At 62.4% G+C, this 15,699-nt stretch carries 18 protein-coding genes; 11 read left to right on the top strand and 7 right to left on the bottom strand.

Annotated features, from left to right (window positions below; all coding sequences use genetic code 11):
* Positions 1–314 precede the first annotated feature (314 nt).
* On the top strand, positions 315–725 hold the full coding sequence (locus J2X15_RS10210) for a hypothetical protein (protein WP_310342257.1): 411 nt from the start codon (positions 315–317) through the stop codon (positions 723–725).
* Between the two features lie 14 nt (positions 726–739).
* On the opposite strand, the gene J2X15_RS10205 is transcribed toward J2X15_RS10210, so the two are convergent.
* Together J2X15_RS10205 and J2X15_RS10200 are read right to left on the bottom strand one after the other, a co-directional pair.
* The gene (locus tag J2X15_RS10205) at positions 740–2,242 is read right to left on the bottom strand and encodes an FAD-linked oxidase C-terminal domain-containing protein (protein WP_310342255.1); all 1,503 of its coding nucleotides are present in this window, start codon (positions 2,240–2,242) and stop codon (positions 740–742) included.
* Between the two features lie 72 nt (positions 2,243–2,314).
* On the bottom strand, positions 2,315–3,187 hold the full coding sequence (locus tag J2X15_RS10200; protein ID WP_310342253.1) for a LysR substrate-binding domain-containing protein: 873 nt from the start codon (positions 3,185–3,187) through the stop codon (positions 2,315–2,317).
* 116 nt (positions 3,188–3,303) lie between these two features.
* Between J2X15_RS10200 and J2X15_RS10195 the strand changes: the two genes are divergently transcribed.
* The 5 genes from J2X15_RS10195 to J2X15_RS10180 all read left to right on the top strand — a co-directional run bounded on the left by J2X15_RS10195 (position 3,304) and on the right by J2X15_RS10180 (position 7,676).
* Entirely contained in the window at positions 3,304–3,852 is a 549-nt protein-coding gene (locus tag J2X15_RS10195) for a tetratricopeptide repeat protein (protein ID WP_310342252.1), read from the top strand.
* Positions 3,853–3,891: 39 nt separating this feature from the next.
* Entirely contained in the window at positions 3,892–4,080 is a 189-nt protein-coding gene (locus tag J2X15_RS21245) for an SEL1-like repeat protein (protein ID WP_409034269.1), read from the top strand.
* A 113-nt stretch (positions 4,081–4,193) separates the two neighbouring features.
* A complete protein-coding gene (locus J2X15_RS10190) occupies positions 4,194–4,769 on the top strand; it encodes a bactofilin family protein (protein WP_310342251.1) in 576 nt (191 codons plus the stop codon).
* Between the two features lie 323 nt (positions 4,770–5,092).
* A complete protein-coding gene (asd, locus tag J2X15_RS10185; RefSeq protein WP_310342249.1) occupies positions 5,093–5,941 on the top strand; it encodes an archaetidylserine decarboxylase in 849 nt (282 codons plus the stop codon).
* Positions 5,942–5,996: 55 nt separating this feature from the next.
* Positions 5,997–7,676, top strand: a complete 1,680-nt coding sequence (locus J2X15_RS10180; protein ID WP_310342245.1) for a methyl-accepting chemotaxis protein — start codon at positions 5,997–5,999, stop codon at positions 7,674–7,676.
* Positions 7,677–7,680: 4 nt separating this feature from the next.
* Here the strand turns inward: J2X15_RS10180 and purU are convergent, their stop codons facing one another.
* The 4 genes from purU to J2X15_RS10160 form a co-directional block, all read right to left on the bottom strand.
* Positions 7,681–8,529 carry a formyltetrahydrofolate deformylase gene (gene purU, locus J2X15_RS10175; RefSeq protein ID WP_310343033.1) on the bottom strand — a complete coding sequence of 283 codons (849 nt, stop codon included), beginning with the start codon at positions 8,527–8,529 and terminating at the stop codon, positions 7,681–7,683.
* Between the two features lie 76 nt (positions 8,530–8,605).
* Positions 8,606–8,908 carry a BTH_I0359 family protein gene (locus tag J2X15_RS10170; protein ID WP_310342244.1) on the bottom strand — a complete coding sequence of 101 codons (303 nt, stop codon included), beginning with the start codon at positions 8,906–8,908 and terminating at the stop codon, positions 8,606–8,608.
* 87 nt (positions 8,909–8,995) lie between these two features.
* Complete coding sequence (locus tag J2X15_RS10165) at positions 8,996–9,727, bottom strand: DUF3108 domain-containing protein (RefSeq protein ID WP_310342242.1); 732 nt, start codon at positions 9,725–9,727, stop codon at positions 8,996–8,998.
* 9 nt (positions 9,728–9,736) lie between these two features.
* Entirely contained in the window at positions 9,737–10,825 is a 1,089-nt protein-coding gene (locus J2X15_RS10160) for a DUF3108 domain-containing protein (protein ID WP_310342241.1), read from the bottom strand.
* Positions 10,826–10,902: 77 nt separating this feature from the next.
* On the opposite strand from J2X15_RS10160, the gene J2X15_RS10155 reads away from it, so the two are divergent.
* The 3 genes from J2X15_RS10155 to fghA are packed head-to-tail and all read left to right on the top strand — an operon-like array spanning position 10,903 to position 13,999.
* Positions 10,903–12,015: a fumarylacetoacetate hydrolase family protein gene (locus J2X15_RS10155; protein ID WP_310342240.1), complete on the top strand. Its 1,113-nt coding sequence runs from the start codon at positions 10,903–10,905 to the stop codon at positions 12,013–12,015.
* Complete coding sequence (locus J2X15_RS10150) at positions 12,012–13,130, top strand: S-(hydroxymethyl)glutathione dehydrogenase/class III alcohol dehydrogenase (protein WP_310342238.1); 1,119 nt, start codon at positions 12,012–12,014, stop codon at positions 13,128–13,130. The genes J2X15_RS10155 and J2X15_RS10150 overlap by 4 nt, the downstream gene beginning before the upstream one ends.
* Positions 13,130–13,999 carry an S-formylglutathione hydrolase gene (gene fghA / locus J2X15_RS10145; RefSeq protein ID WP_310342235.1) on the top strand — a complete coding sequence of 290 codons (870 nt, stop codon included), beginning with the start codon at positions 13,130–13,132 and terminating at the stop codon, positions 13,997–13,999. Before J2X15_RS10150 ends, fghA begins: the two co-directional genes overlap by 1 nt.
* On the opposite strand, the gene J2X15_RS10140 is transcribed toward fghA, so the two are convergent.
* The gene (locus J2X15_RS10140; RefSeq protein WP_310343031.1) at positions 14,000–14,605 is read right to left on the bottom strand and encodes a MarC family protein; all 606 of its coding nucleotides are present in this window, start codon (positions 14,603–14,605) and stop codon (positions 14,000–14,002) included.
* A 58-nt stretch (positions 14,606–14,663) separates the two neighbouring features.
* On the opposite strand from J2X15_RS10140, the gene J2X15_RS10135 reads away from it, so the two are divergent.
* Together J2X15_RS10135 and J2X15_RS10130 are read left to right on the top strand one after the other, a co-directional pair.
* Positions 14,664–15,026 carry a DUF2946 family protein gene (locus J2X15_RS10135; protein ID WP_310342233.1) on the top strand — a complete coding sequence of 121 codons (363 nt, stop codon included), beginning with the start codon at positions 14,664–14,666 and terminating at the stop codon, positions 15,024–15,026.
* A 182-nt stretch (positions 15,027–15,208) separates the two neighbouring features.
* Positions 15,209–15,679: a YcnI family copper-binding membrane protein gene (locus J2X15_RS10130; RefSeq protein ID WP_310342232.1), complete on the top strand. Its 471-nt coding sequence runs from the start codon at positions 15,209–15,211 to the stop codon at positions 15,677–15,679.
* Positions 15,680–15,699 lie beyond the last annotated feature (20 nt).

The following is a 15,699-nucleotide window of genomic DNA, read 5'->3' as shown; positions in this document are numbered from 1 at the left end:
CCTAGTAGATTGCCAACGATGCGATCGCTTTGCTATCCAACATTACGCAGGTGACCTCAGAGATATTCTGAAAAGTCACAAACATAGTTGCCAAAACGGGTTTGAACATACCGAATACTCCCTGAACGAATGGATGTTGTGCCTCGGCATGAGGCCAAGCCATTCTGGGGCGGGTTTGAGACACCCGGGAATTGGGGTAAGTCTGTGGTGTAGCGCACACAGATCGCGCAAATGGTTACAGGAAACCTGTGTTTTTCATCTTTTCAAGCTACGGCCTGCGTGCGATAGTGGATTCCCGTTCCAAGGAGTCCGCCTTGAAATCTGTAGCCCTCGCCCTCACCGCCTTCACCCTTGTGGGTGGATTGGTCCATGGGCAAGAGGTGCTGCAGCCGGTGAGCTACAGCTTGGTGCCACCCGCGGCGATGGGCAGCAAAGACCGCACGATGCTGATCGAGGCCGACGGGGAGCGCAAAAAACTGGAAGCCTCGCTCAAGGACTATCTGGTGGCTTTAGACACGCGCTACGACGGCACGCGCAAAAAAGTGGGTTTGACCATCACCTCGTTCTCGGGCAGCCCATTTGCACTGGCGTATGACCCCGGTGCAAAAAGCATGGTGGCGCAAGTGAGCTTTGGGCAGACCGTCACGTCTGGCCTGCGCTTCGAGTACCGCGCTTTTATGGGCGAGTCAGGCAACGTCAACTTCCAGATTAGCTCCCGGTTTTAGGCCTTCGCCGCCCGTTAAAACCGCGGCAGGTCCGGGTGTTTGACCTGGCCGCCGCGCACCAGCTCGCGGCCGTATTCGGCGCAGCGCTGCAACGTGGGGATCACCTTGCCGGGGTTGAGCAGACCCTTGGGGTCAAACGCGGCTTTGAGCGCGAACATCTGCGCGTTCTCCTCCGCACTGAACTGCACGCACATGCTGTTGAGCTTCTCCACGCCGACGCCGTGCTCACCGGTCACCGTGCCGCCCATGGCCACGCTGGTTTCCAGAATCTCAGCGCCAAACAGCTCGCAGCGGCGCAACTGGTCGGCGTCGTTGGCGTCGAAGAGGATCAACGGGTGCAGGTTGCCGTCGCCCGCGTGGAACACATTGGCGCAGCGCAGCTGGTATTTCTTCTCCATCTCCGCAATCGCCAGCAGGATATCGGCCAGGCGTGCGCGCGGGATGGTGCTGTCCATGCACATGTAGTCGGGGCTAATGCGGCCACTGGCGGGGAAGGCGTTTTTGCGCCCGCTCCAGAAGCGCAGGCGTTCGGTCTCGCTGTTACTCACTGCAATTTTTGTAGCGCCAGCGTCAGACAATACGCGGGCCATACGGCCAATTTCTTCTTCCACTTCTTCCGGTGTGCCATCGCTCTCGCACAGCAAAATGGCCTCGGCACTGAGGTCGTAGCCCGCATGCACAAAGTCTTCCACCGCGGCGGTCATGGGCTTGTCCATCATTTCCAGCCCGGCCGGGATGATGCCCGCCGCAATCACCGCAGCCACCGCATCACCCGCTTTGCGCAGGTCGTCAAAGCTGGCCATGATGCAGCGCGCCAGTTGTGGCTTGGGCACCAGCTTCACCGTCACCTCGGTGGTCACGGCCAGCATGCCCTCGCTGCCTACCACCACGCTGAGCAGGTCGTAGCCCGGTGCATCCAGCGCATCACCACCAAACTCAATGGGCTCACCCTCCATGGTGAAGCCGCGCACCTTGAGCACGTTGTGCAGCGTCAGACCGTACTTCAGGCAGTGCACGCCGCCCGAGTTCTCGGCCACGTTGCCGCCTATGGTGCAGGCAATTTGGCTGCTGGGGTCGGGCGCGTAATACAGGCCCAGCGGAGCCGCCGCCTCGCTGATCGCCAGGTTGCGCACGCCACACTGGACTACCGCCGTACGGCTGCGCTTGTCCAGCTTCAGGATTTTGTTGAACTTGGCCAGTGACAGTGTTACGCCCAACGCATGCGGCATGGCCCCGCCCGACAGGCCGGTGCCCGCGCCGCGCGCCACCACCGGCACGTTCAGGCCATGGCAAACCTTGAGCACGGCCGCCACCTGCGCCTCGGTCTCGGGCAGCGCCACCAAGAGCGGACGCTGGCGGTAGGCGGTCAGGCCGTCGCACTCGTAGGGCGTGGTGTCTTCCGTTTGGTACAGCAGCGCATGCTTGGGTAAATAGGGCTCTAGCCCTCGCAGAATATGCGCAAGCAGCTCTGTTTTTGATAGCAAATTGGTGGTGCTGGCGGAGGCAGAGGCGTTCATGGCGGGGCTTTCGGGCGGCGTAGTCTGCACTCTAGGCGAAAGCCGGGCGCCGTGGCGTGAAGAAACTGGCGCCTAGCCCACCGCTTTTTTCAACCAGTCGGCAAAGGCGGCCACTTCCCAGCGGTCCATGGCGCCGGTGCGCCAGCACAGGTAGTGGGCGTGGGGGCTGGGCACGTTGTTGTCGTACAGCCGCACTAATGAACCGTTCTCCAGCCACGGCGCGCCGAGTTTGAGTCGTACCAGGCCCACACCCATGCCGGCGGCCGCGGCGTCACACATCAGGCCAATGTCGTTGAACTGCGAGCCGTCCGCCGGTTCCGGCCAGTCCAGGCCGTTGGCTGCAAACCAGGTGCGCCAGGGCTCCAGCGGGCTGCGCAAAAAAGGGATGTTGACTAGGTCCTGCGGCGTCTCAAACGGTCCATGTTCACGCACGAAGGCGGGCGAGGCCAGCGGCGTTACCTCGTCCTTCATCAGGCACACATGCTCCATGTCGGCATAGCGGCCCGGACCAAAGCGCACCATCAGGTCGGCGTCTTCGGCCACCACGTCCAAGAGTGGGATGGACACTTGCAGCGTCAGGTCGATCTCGGGGTAGGCATCGGTGAACTGGCGCAGCCGCGGAATGAGGATGGAGCGCGAAAACGTGGGCGTAACTGCCAAGCGCAGCTTGCGCTTGCCTGGCGCAGCCGATGCACTGGGAAACTTCTGCAGGATGGCCAGGCCCTCGCGCACATGGGCCAGGTACTCGCTGCCCTCGGTGGTCAGCGAAAAATCGGCCCGGCCAAACAGCTTGGTACCAATGATCTGCTCCAGCTGCCGTACCCGGTGGCTGACCGCGCTGGGCGTCACAAACAACTCCTCCGCCGCCAACGTGACCGACCGCAGCCGCGCCAGTGCCTCAAAAGTCAGAAGGCACTGGATGGGTGGGATGCGGGAGGCGCTCATGGGTGGGGATGATGCCACTAGTGAGTTCTGTGGTTGTTATCTCTGCCACCAATGGCCCCAATTCACCCGGATGGGGGATATCCAGCTCGGGAGTGGACAGGGAAAATTCGCCTTCTATGAAATTCTCGACTTTCTTTCGCACTGTTTTGTGTCTTTGCGCCCTTTTATGTGTCTCCTCAGCTGCGGTTGCTAGGCAGGATTCGGCAAGTAGTGACGCACTCATTACGCGAGGCTTGGTCGCATGGAAAAAGGGAAAACCACAGGATTTCGCAGAAGCCTACCGGCTCTTTCAGGAAGCGGCAAAGACAAATAATGCAGACGCTCAATTTCATCTGGGCATCATGCATATGGAGGGACAGAGCGTTCCTCCTAGCGACAAGGAGGCTGCCCTCTGGTTCAAAAGGGCTGCTGACCAAGGTCATACCAATGCTCAGTTCAACCTGGCTCAGATACTGAATGACTCACGGCCTCCAAGTTACACCGAGGCACTCAGGTGGTTCTCGGAAGCAGCGAAAGGTGGACATGCCGTTGCTGCCTACAACACCGGGCTGTTCTATTACAAAGGGAAAGGCACGCAGAAGGATGCGAAGAAGGCAGCAGACTATTACCAATTGGCGATTGACCGGGGCTATGTCTTGGCCAACCACAACCTTGCACTGTTGTAAAAGGACGGGGAGGGGGTTCCGCTAGATCACAAACGGGCAGTGTCCCTATTGGAGGTGGTCGCCAACGCGGGACACGCTCCTTCGCAAACCACGCTTGGATACATGTATGCGAAGGGCATGGGTGTTACCGCGGATATGCGCATGTCGTTGTACTGGCTGCGCAAAGCTGCAGCAGCGGGAGATCCGGTCACAATACAGATACTGCAGCGATTTGAGGCAAAACAATAGCGGTGACGCTTGCAACATTTAGGGGCATTTGAGTCAAGGATGTTGCAATTGACTAAAGATTTCTACAAGGGGTCGGGGCTAGTATGAATTCTCTCCAACTCGAAAGAATTCTGATGACGATGCAGCCCCCTTTTTTTGGCAAACGCCCCACGGATTCGGCCAACCCCCGTCCAACCCCTAGCCAGCCCCATGGATTGTCTGGCTCCGCTCCCAACAGCGTGGGAAGTGCACCCGTTGCCCCTGCACAGGCGCCCGCGCCCTCAGCACCCACCGCCAGCGCTACAGCTGCGCCGCTTTCGGGCGCCCCCACCAAGGAAGGCGGCAGCAAGCTGACAGTAGGTCCCAATATCAAACTCAAGGGGGTCGAGATCACTGACTGCGACACCCTGGTGGTGGAGGGCACGGTGGAGGCGACGATGGACTCCCGCGTGATGCAGATTACCGAGATCGGTGCCTTCAAGGGTTCCGCCGAGATCGACTATGCCGAGATCCATGGTGAATTCAACGGTGATTTAACGGTGCGCGAGAAGCTGGTGATTTACTCCACCGGACGGGTGAGCGGCAAGATCCGCTACGGCAAGGTGGTGATCCAAGAGGGTGGCCAGTTGATGGGCGACATCCAGTTTGGCGCAGCCAACCGAGCCGAGGTGCTGCCACCCTCACGAATGGGCCTGCTCAACGCCGCCTAACCATAGGTAGGAGTTGGCTGCGCATTCCCCGTACGCCAACTCTGCCGACCTCTTGCACCGACCGCCGGGCCATCAGCAAAACTAATACCGCCGCTGAACTAGCTGCCCGCCGAGCCAACAAACGCCACTTGCGCGTACAGTCCCGCATCGCTTCCCGTGACCTGCTGACGCTCGCCTGCTAACCCCCGCGTAGTGGGGCAATTGGGGCCAGTTTTGGGGGGGTGACTTGGGCGCGCCCCTAAGGAGTTTCCCGGAGAACAAAGCCTATTTCCGCCCAGGGTGTCTCAGTAGAATGGCCATCTTTTTCCCTCGGGAGTTCCCCTGTGTCTGACACCCTTGCCGTACTGCCACAGTACCTGCTCCCTAAAAAAGCCCTGACCGCCTTTGGCGGCTTGGTAGCTGGTGCCCGGGGTGGCAAAGCCACGACGGCGCTGATTCGTTGGTTCATTGGCAAGTACCAGGTCAATATGGCCGAGGCCGCCAACCCGGATCCGGCTGCGTATGCCACGTTCAACGAATTCTTCACCCGTGCCCTGAAAGAAGGTGTGCGCCCTCTCGCGTCGGCCTCCTTTATTTGCCCGGTAGACGGTGCCATCAGCCAGTTTGGCGCGATCGACAAAAACCAGATATTCCAGGCCAAGGGCCACCACTACAGCACCACGGCGCTGGTGGGGGGGGACGCCCAGTTGGCGGCGCAGTTCGACAACGGCACGTTCGCCACCATTTACCTGAGCCCGCGCGACTACCACCGCATCCACATGCCGTGTGACGGCGTGCTGCGCCGCATGATCTATGTGCCGGGCGACCTGTTCTCCGTCAACCCGACCACGGCGCGCGGCGTGCCGGGCTTGTTTGCGCGCAACGAACGGGTGGTCTGCGTATTCGATTCCGACCATGGTCCGTTTGTCCTCACCTTGGTGGGGGCCACGGTGGTGGGCAGCATGGCCACGGTGTGGCATGGCCTGGTCAACCCGCCGCGCCTTCCCCAGATCACCGAGTGGTATTACGATGCCGGCAAGGTCGTGTTGCGCCAGGGTGAAGAGATGGGACGCTTCTTGCTAGGTTCCACCGTCGTCCTGCTATTTGGGCAGGGCGCGCTCGACTTTTCGCCCGAATGGGCGCCGGCCAAGCCGGTGCAGTTGGGTGAAAAGATGGGTGTTAAAACCGCTTGACCTTAGGGAAAAGCGGTATCCTGAAAGCCTTAAAAACCCATGTTGGGGGATATAAATGGATAGCCTTTCCACACACAGCGCGTTGGCCCTGGAAGATTCAAACGATCAGGAGCAGGCCACGCGCAAACGTCCCAAAAGGGCGATGTTGGAAAATTTGTCAGTTCGGGCCAGCCTTTGGTTGGCGTTTGCCAGCGTGCTCGCCGGGGCTGTGGTCATTGGCGTGTTCTCGTTGTTCCAGATGGGGCGGCTGAACGCGTCCACCAAGGCCATTTACGAACAAGAGTACGCCGCCGGCCAGGCTGCCGAGCAAGCCCGTGGCCTGATTTTGCGGGCTAGCCGCGCCCAGACCCAGTTGCTGACCGCCACCACGGCAGCTGAGCGCAACACGTTGGGTACTGATATTGAAGCCAGCCTGACCCAGATCGGCTTGCGCCTGGAAACCATCAAGGGCCTGTCCACCACCGAGGAAAGCAGCGCCTCCAGCCAGCAGCTGATCGACGCGATGGCGAGCTGGACCAAGCGCCAGCGTGCCTACATTGCCCTGGTGAAAGAGCAGCCGGTGGATCTGATGCAGATGAGCCCCGATGTGCCCACCGAAGACGCGCGCCTGCTCAATGACACCCGCAAGCTCGAAAAGATTGTGGACCTGCTGGTGGAGCAGCGCTCCAAATCGGCCGAAGCTACCATCGTCCATGCTGGGCAAATTTACCAGTCCTCCCAGACCTGGGTGGTCGGCATCATGGTGCTGCTGTTTGTGCTGTCGCTAGCCATTAGCGGCTGGGTGACGCGGCGCCTGGTGCGCCAGCTCGGCGGCGAGCCAGCCTATGCCAAGTCCATTGCCAGCCGCATCGCCCAGGGCGACCTGTCCATGCACATTGCAGTGGACCCCAAGGACACCGAGAGCTTGCTGTACTCCCTGCGCGACATGCAGGGCAAGCTGGCTGACACCATGCGCGAGATTGCCAGCAGCTCCAAGCAGGTGGCCAATGCTTCGCGCGAAATTTCCATGGGCAATCTGGATCTGTCGCAGCGCACCGAACAACAATCCGCTTCGCTGGAAAAAACCACCACCAACGTGGAGCAGATGGCGGCCATTGCCAAGCGCCATGCCGACAGCGCCACCCACGCCGCCCAGCTCTCGGGCGTGGCCACGCGCTCGGCCCAGCAGGGCGGCGATGTGGTGGCCAGCGTGGTCTCCACCATGGAGCAAATCAGCAAGAGCACGCAGGCCATCCACGGCAACATCAGCGTGATTGAGGGCATTGCCTTCCAGACCAATATCCTGGCGCTCAACGCCGCGGTGGAAGCCGCGCATGCGGGCGAGCAGGGCCGCGGCTTTGCCGTGGTGGCTGCCGAGGTGCGTTCGCTGGCCGAGCGCAGTGCCAAGGCCGCGCGCGAGATCAATGCACTGATCGAAGCCTCGTCCAGCCAGGTGAAGGACGGCGCCGAATTGGCACAGCGCGCTGGCCAAACGATCCGCGAAATGGCGCAGACCGTGGCCCAGGTGAGCACGGTAATGGAAGAGATTTCCGGGGCATCGGTGCAGCAGAGCTCGGGCATCGAAGAGATCAACCGTGCCGTCGCCCAGTTGGACGACAGCACGCAACAAAACGCCGCGTTGGTGGAGCAGGCCGCCGCTGCGGCCCAGTCGCTGGACGAGCAGGCCCAGTCGCTGGACCAGTTGGTTGGCCGCTTTGCGCTGCAGGGCGAGGTTGCCCTGCCGCTGCTGCGCTAACGATCTACTTGAAGATCACGGTCTTGTGGCCGTTCAGCCGCACCCGGTGCTCGCTGTGCCACTTGACTGCGCGGGCCAGCACCTGGCTCTCGGTGTCACGGCCCTGGGTGGTCAGGTCTTCCACCGTTTTGCTGTGGTCCACGCGGGCCACGTCCTGCTCGATGATCGGGCCTTCGTCCAGGTCGGCCGTCACGTAGTGGGCGGTGGCGCCAATCAGCTTCACACCGCGGTCATGCGCCTGGTAGTAAGGCTTGGCGCCTTTGAAGCTGGGCAAAAAGCTGTGGTGGATGTTGATGGCGCGACCCGAGAGCTTGCGGCACAGGTCGTCACTCAGGATCTGCATGTAGCGCGCCAGCACCACCAGCTCGGCGCCTTCGGACTCAATCACTTCAAACGCCTTGGCTTCGGCCTGGGCCTTGGTGGCTGCTGTCACCGGAATGTGGTGAAACGGCACGTTGTAGCTGGCCGCCAGTTGGTAGAACTCGCGGTGGTTGGAGACGATGGCGCGGATGTCCAGCGCCAGCAGGCCGCTCTTCCAGCGAAACAGCAGGTCGTTCAGGCAATGGCCTTCCTTGCTGACCATGATGACGGTGCGCATCGCTTGGGCCGTGGCGTGCAGGCTCCATTGCAGCTGCAACGGCTCGGCAAAGCTGCCGAGCTGGGTGCGCAGCTCGGCGTGGCTGAGCTGGCCGCAGCTGAACTGCACGCGCATGAAAAACAGGCCGGTATCGGGGTCGTTGTACTGGGCAGCTTCTTCGATGTTGCCGCCGCGTTCCAGCAAAAAGCCCGAAACGGCGTGCACCAGCCCCAGGCGGTCGGGGCAGGAAAAGGTAAGGATGTAGGTCTGGCTCATGGGCATGGATTGTCGCAGTTCCCCCAACATGAAAAAGCCGCTCGGGGAGCGGCCTTTGTCGGCGGAAAGAGGGGGCTTAGTGCACGATGACCGGGTTTTGCGCCAATTCGGCGTAGCCTTCCAGCGTGTCTTCCACTTCTTCCTGGGTGGGCGTGTTCACCTGCCAGGCCTGGATGTGTTGCTGGAACAGCTCGGCCCAGGATCCATCAAGGTACACCTCTTTGCCTGATCGTTTGTCCACGATCTCAAAGCCGTGGCGGGCCAGGGTGGGCACGCCCATGGGGTAACGCTCGGTTTTTTCGACCACAAAACCCTCGGGCTCGCCATTGGCCAGCATGTGGGTGACAGAGAAGGTTTCAGAGTCGTACAGGGTGTGCATAGTATTTTCCAACGAGAGATACATGCCAAATGGGTGTCGTCTTTACGGTTTCAAGAGTAGCAGGAAAAGTGCCCGCTGGTGCAAAGCTCAGGGTTTTTGGCTGCTGGCCCACAACAAATCGAGAAAGTCGCCGTTGGATTCCGTAATGCGGATGCGCAGTGGCAAATACCCCACGCTGGGCACGTACCACAACTCCAGTTTCTGGCTGCGCTCTGCCGTGGGCTCGTGCGTCAGTTTGATGGCGGGAAAGGTGCCGCCGGGCACCTTGATGGGTTCCAGCGCGCCGGCCCTGAAGGTCCAGTTCTCCGCGTAGCGGTCGCCCACGGCCTGGAAGGTCACGGTTTTTCCCGCCGTCCATTGCCCGGGCTCGCCCGCCACCACGCTGGCCAGCTGCATGAAAACGCTGAGCTGGTCTTGCGCCCCGGCCTCCAGGGTGGCATCCGGCGTGTTGGCGCTGAACGTGATCTTGCCTTGGGGCCGCAGGAAGTTGGCGCTGATTTCGTCTTTGCCCAGGCGCTTGCTGCCAAAGCGCAATGGCTCCAGGCCTTGCGCAGTGAGCGTGCCCTTGCTGGTCCAGGTTTGCAGGCTCAGGCCAAACTTGCGCACCACCAGTTGCGAGGTGTAGTGGTTGCCCTCACGCTGCCAGAGCAGTTCGGCGCTGCCTGTGTAGGGCGAGGAGATCACGCCCTCGAAGTCATAGTTCAGGCGCACTGCGGGCGGCACGCTAACGCTTTGTGCGGCAGACATCGATGGCAGCACGGCCAAAGTGCAGGCGAGCAGGGCGGCGGCGCAGAGGCGGCGGAGTTGGGTTGCAGGCATAGAAAGAGGTCAGGGTTGTTCGCTGTCGGTCCACACCATGTCCAGCACATTGCCGTTCGATTCTGTCAGGCGAATGTGGGCAGGCAGGTAGGCGAGCTTGGGAGCCAGCCAGAGCTCCGCCTTGGTGCTGTAGTCCCCGGTGGGCTCGCGCGTTAGCTTGACAGCGCTGAAGGTGCCGCCGGGCACGGTGATGTTTTCTTCGGCGGAGACCACAAAGGTCCAGGTTTCGCTTTGCCGTGGGCCTATGGACTGGAAGGCCAGGCTGTCGCCCGCCGCATAGCGCTGCGGCTCGCCAGCCCACAGACTGGCCAACTGCATGAACACGCTGAGGTGGTCCTGCGCACCCCGCAGCAGCGGCGCCTCGGGCGTGTTGGCGCTGAAGATGACTTTGCCCTCGTCGCGCACGAAATGCGCAGCCACCTCGCTGCCACGCCCCTTGTCACCGAATCGCAGCGGTGCCAGGCCGGCATCCGTCAGCGCGCCTTTGCTGGTCCACTGCCGCAGATTGACGTAAAACTTGGTGGCTATCAGGTTGGCTTGGTAGCTGGTGCCGTCGTGCGTCCAGATGAGTTTGGCACCCCCGGTATCACGCCTGCCACCTGTCAGTGCGTCCAGGTCGTAATTCAACCGTACCGGAGGCGGGAAGGCATAGCGCTGGGGACTCTCCTGGACTGGAGACACCGCAGCCGTGGTCACGGTGGGGGCCTCCGCAGCAGGTGGGGAAAGGACAGGTTTTGCTATTAATTCAGGAGCTGCTGGCGCAATATCTACGGGGGCTGGAGGCGAAAAAGGCATGGAAGTGTCCTGTGCGGCGCCCGCTGGCAGGTGGGTGGGCTTGGCGGCAGTGCGCACGGGCGCTGGTTCTGCCGGCCGGGGCTGCACAGAGGGCGTCACAGGCGGCAGCACCCGGGTCTGCATCGCTACGACGGCCACTTCTTGCGGTGTGTCGGAAAAGCCCCAGAGCGTCTGCAGCGGTGCCCCGCTTAGCAACCACCAGTGCAGCCCCAACACGGCGGCCAACACCAACGCCAAACCCTTGAAGGGCCAGGAAATGAAGGGTGTGGGGGAAAGTGCGACCGGAGGCAAAGCCAAAGACATGCTGGATAGAACGCAAAAGTCCAGTGTACGGTAGACATCGGGCGGGCCGCCGAGCCAAACCCGGCGAAAATGCCGCCATGAAACTCGCTACCTACCAAGACGGCTCCCGCGACGGGCAGCTGGTGGTCGTCTCCCGGGATCTGACCCAGGCGCACTACGCCACCCACATTGCCAACCGCCTGCAGCAGGTGCTGGACGACTGGAACTTTTTGTCTCCCCAACTGCAAGACCTGTACGTGAGCCTGAACCACGGCCGCGCGCGCCATGCCTTTCCGTTTGACCCGGCGTTGTGCATGGCGCCGCTGCCGCGCGCTTACCAGTGGGCGGATGGCTCGGCCTACCTGAACCATGTGGAGCTGGTGCGCCAGGCCCGCGGTGCCGAAGTGCCCGAGAGCTTCTACACCGACCCGTTGATGTACCAGGGTGGTAGTGACGACCTGGCCGGCCCGCAGGCCGACATCGTCTGCGCCAACCCCGCCTGGGGCGTGGACTTCGAGGCCGAGCTGGCCGCCATCACCGGTGATGTGCCCATGGGTTGCCCGGCAGACCGCGCCATCGACGCGGTGCGCCTCTTGGTGCTGGTGAACGATGTGACGCTGCGCAACCTGATTCCCGACGAACTGGCCAAGGGCTTTGGCTTTGTGCAGAGCAAGCCTGCCACGGCGTTTGGCCCGGTGGCCATCACACCCGATGAACTGGGCGATGCCTGGGCCCGCGGCCGCGTGCACCTGCCCGTGCAGTGCACCTGGAATGGCCGCAAGGTCGGCCTGTGCGAGGCGGGCAATGACATGACCTTCCATTTCGGCCAGTTGGTGGCTCACCTGGCCAAGACGCGCCGCGTGCGCGCCGGCTCCATCATCGGCTCGGGCACCATCAGCAACAAGGGCGTAGCGCGCAAGAACCGCACTGACTGGCCCAACGGCTACAGCTGCATTGCGGAAAAGCGCGCGATGGAGACCCTCCAGGACGGCCAGCCGAGCACCGAGTACATGCAGTACGGCGACACCATCCGCATCGAGGTGAAAGGCCGTGACGGGCAAAGCGTGTTTGGCGCCATCCTGCAGGAAGTGGTGCCACCCGAATTCAAGGGCCGCGCACCCGCAGTGGCTCCCGCTGTCACTGCGGCCATTGCCGATACATCTGACACCCCCGAACCACCGACCGAAACCCCTACCGAGACACCCGAATGAAAACACGCGCCGCCGTTGCCTGGAAAGCAGGCCAACCCCTGACCATCGAAACCGTGGACCTGCAAGGCCCCAAGTTTGGTGAAGTGCTGGTGGAGATCAAAGCCACCGGCATCTGCCATACCGACTACTACACGCTCAGCGGTGCCGACCCCGAAGGCATCTTCCCCGCCATCCTGGGCCACGAGGGCGCAGGCATTGTGGTGGACGTGGGCCCCGGTGTGACCACGCTCAAGAAGGGCGACCACGTCATCCCGCTCTACACGCCCGAATGCCGCACCTGCAAGTTCTGCCTGAGTCGCAAGACCAACCTGTGCCAGCTGATCCGTGGCACGCAGGGCAAGGGCCTCATGCCCGATGCCACCTCGCGCTTCAGCTTGAATGGCGATCCCATCTTCCACTACATGGGCACGTCCACCTTCAGCAACTACACGGTGGCGCCTGAAATCTCGCTGGCAAAAATCCGCGAGGACGCACCCTTTGACAAGGTCTGCTACATCGGCTGCGGCGTCACCACCGGCATTGGCGCGGTGATCTTCACCGCCAAGGTGGAGGCGGGTGCCAACGCCGTGGTGTTCGGCCTGGGCGGCATTGGTCTGAACGTGATCCAGGGCCTGAAGATGGTGGGTGCGGACAAGATCATCGGCGTGGACCTGAACCCTGCCCGTGAAGCCATGGCCCGCCAGTTCGGCATGACGCACTTTTTGAATCCCAAAGACATCGAAGCCGCAGGCGGCAACATCGTGGACGCGATTGTTCAGCTCACCGATGGCGGCGCGGATTACAGCTTTGAGTGCATCGGCAACACCAAGGTCATGCGCCAGGCGCTGGAGTGCACGCACAAGGGCTGGGGCCGCAGCATCATCATCGGCGTGGCCGAGGCCGGTGCGGAAATCAGCACGCGCCCCTTCCAGCTGGTCACCGGCCGCAAGTGGGAAGGCTCGGCCTTTGGCGGCGCACGCGGCCGCACCGATGTGCCCAAGATTGTGGACTGGTACATGGAAGGCAAGATCAACATCGACAGCCTGATCACCCACACCATGCCGTTGGAAGACATCAACAAGGGCTTTGATTTGATGAAGCGCGGCGAGTCGATCCGCGGCGTGGTGATTTACTGATGGCCACCGTGCCCGGTTTGGAACTGCTTAGCGAACACGCCTGCTTTGGAGGCGTGCAGCGTTACTACCAGCACGCCTCCAGCGTCATCGGCCTGCCCATGCGCTTCTCGGTGTTTCTGCCGCCGCAGGCGCAGCAGCACGCGGTGCCGGCGGTCATGTACCTCGCGGGACTGACCTGCAATGAAGAAACCTTCATGGCCAAGGCCGGTGCGCAGCGCGTGGCAGCTGAGCTGGGCTTGGCGCTGATTGCACCCGACACCAGCCCGCGCGGCGCGGGTGTGCCGGGCGAGGCCGAGTCCTGGGACTTTGGCGTGGGCGCCGGTTTCTACCTGGACGCCACGCAGGCGCCCTGGGCGCAGCACTACCGCATGGAAAGTTACCTGTTGAAGGAATTTCTGCCACTGGTGGGCGAGCACTTACCGATTGACGTGAACCAGCTGGGACTGTTCGGCCACTCGATGGGTGGCCATGGGGCGCTGACCTTGGCCCTGCGCCATCCAACGCGGTTCAAGAGTCTGTCGGCCTTTGCGCCCATCTGTGCGCCTACGCAATGTCCTTGGGGGCACAAAGCGTTTGCAGGTTATCTGGGCGAGGACCGCACGGCGTGGGCCGCGCACGATGCTTCAGCCTTGATGGGACAGCGCAGTGCGCCGCTGTTGGCACAGGGCATCCTGGTGGACCAGGGCTTGGCCGACAAGTTTCTGGAAGTGCAACTACACCCCCATCTGTTCGAGGCTGCATGTGCTAAGGCCGGCCAGCCGCTCATGCTGCGCCGCCACGCGGGCTACGACCACGGCTATTACTTCATCAGTACTTTTATGGAAAACCACCTGCGCCACCACGCGCAGGGGCTGGGCCTCGCGGCGTGATCAGGTGGCGGCGGCCACCTGTTGCACAAAGGTCTTGATACCGCGCAGCATCATCTCAATGGCCACCGACACCAGCACCAAGCCCATCAGCCGTTCTACGGCCACGACCAGCCGCGTGCCAATCCAGCGCTGAATGCGCTCGGCCGACACCAGCACTACGGCGCTGACCAGCATGGTCACGCACAGTGCGCCAATCCACTCCATGCGCCGGTCGGGCTGCTGGGATACCAACAGCAAGACGGTCGCGAGGGCGGACGGGCCGGCGATGGCGGGTACCGCCAAGGGGACGATGAGCGGCTCCGTCGTGAGTTCGCCCTCGGCCGTGGCTGCCGGCGGAAACACCATGCGCAGTGCGATCAAAAACAGGATCACACCGCCACCGATCTGCAGTGACAGCTCGCTCAAGTTCATCACGCGCAGAAAGCTCTCGCCCACAAACATGAAGGTCAGCAGCAGCGCAAACGCAATCAGGATCTCGCGCAGGATGACCTTGGGCCGCCGTTCGGGCGCCACGTGTTTGAGCGCATTGGCAAAAATGGGAATGTTGCCGACCGGGTCGGTGATCAGGATCAGCAAAATGGTCGCCGAGGCGAAGGTGTAATTCATCATGGTGTGCGGCGAAGAATAGCAGTGTCGCGCAGCGTGGTGGGCGATAATCGCACCCATGCCGTCCCTGCAAACCCTGCGAGAAGCCCGCACCATCGTCCGTTGGATGCTGGTGTGGTTTGCCTTGTCGCTGGGGGTGGCGGTGGCCTCGCCAGTGGTCAACCCGCAGGCACTCACCCTGGTGTGCTCTGCCGCGGGGGGGGTGCAGCTCAAGGCGGGCACCGATGGCGATGCGCCCCAGCCCATGGGCCATACGCTGGACTGCGTGCTGTGCATGGTGGCCGGTGCGCCACCCGCGGCGCCTGTGGTGGTGCAGGCGCCCGCTGCCCTGGCCCATGTGCAGCGCAGCGCGCTGGCACAGCGCCCCGTAGGTGCCATCGTGGCGGCGTCCGCCGCGCGCGGCCCGCCTGCGCTGGTCTGAACTTTCCCCTCCCCTTTTTTTGTTTTTCGAAGCACCGTCTGTTGGGGCGGTGCTTCGTCCGCGTGGCCCCTGCTGTGGGTTGCGCACTATTGGTATTCCGTATGGCTTCAAAATTTGCTATTCAATTCGTAGCTGCTTGCGCAGCGTTGGCGGGGGCTAGCGCCTCTTTTGGGCACGTAACCTTGCAAGATCCGGCCGCTGCGGCCGGCGCCACCTACCGCGCAGTGCTGCAGGTGGGCCACGGCTGCGCCGGTTCGGCCACCACCACCATTCAGGTCACCATCCCCGCCGGTTTTAACGGCGCGCAACCTATGGTGAAAGCCGGTTGGGCCGTGTCCACCAAGGTCGGCCCGCTGGCCCAGCCCTATGAGATGCACGGCACGCGCTACACCGAGGGTGTGCAGGAAATCACCTGGACCGCCAAGGGCGCAGAGAACGCCTTGCCCAGCGCGCTGTACGACGAGTTTGTGCTGCGCGGCACCACGCCGCGCAAGCCCGGCACGCTGTGGTTCAAGGTGGTGCAGGTGTGTGAGGTCGGCCGCACCGAGTGGGTCGAGATTCCCGCCGCGGGCCAGGACGCCCACAGCTTGAAATCCCCCGCCGCTGCGCTGGAAGTGCTGGACGTGCAGGCCGCCGGTGGCCACGCCCACTGATTCAGCCCCTTCAACCCCAC

The organism is Rhodoferax saidenbachensis, from assembly GCF_031457975.1.
Lineage (GTDB): Bacteria > Pseudomonadota > Gammaproteobacteria > Burkholderiales > Burkholderiaceae_C > Allorhodoferax > Allorhodoferax saidenbachensis_A.
The sequence above is the reverse complement of the archived record's forward strand: the minus strand, read 5'-3'. Positions and strand labels throughout refer to the sequence as shown.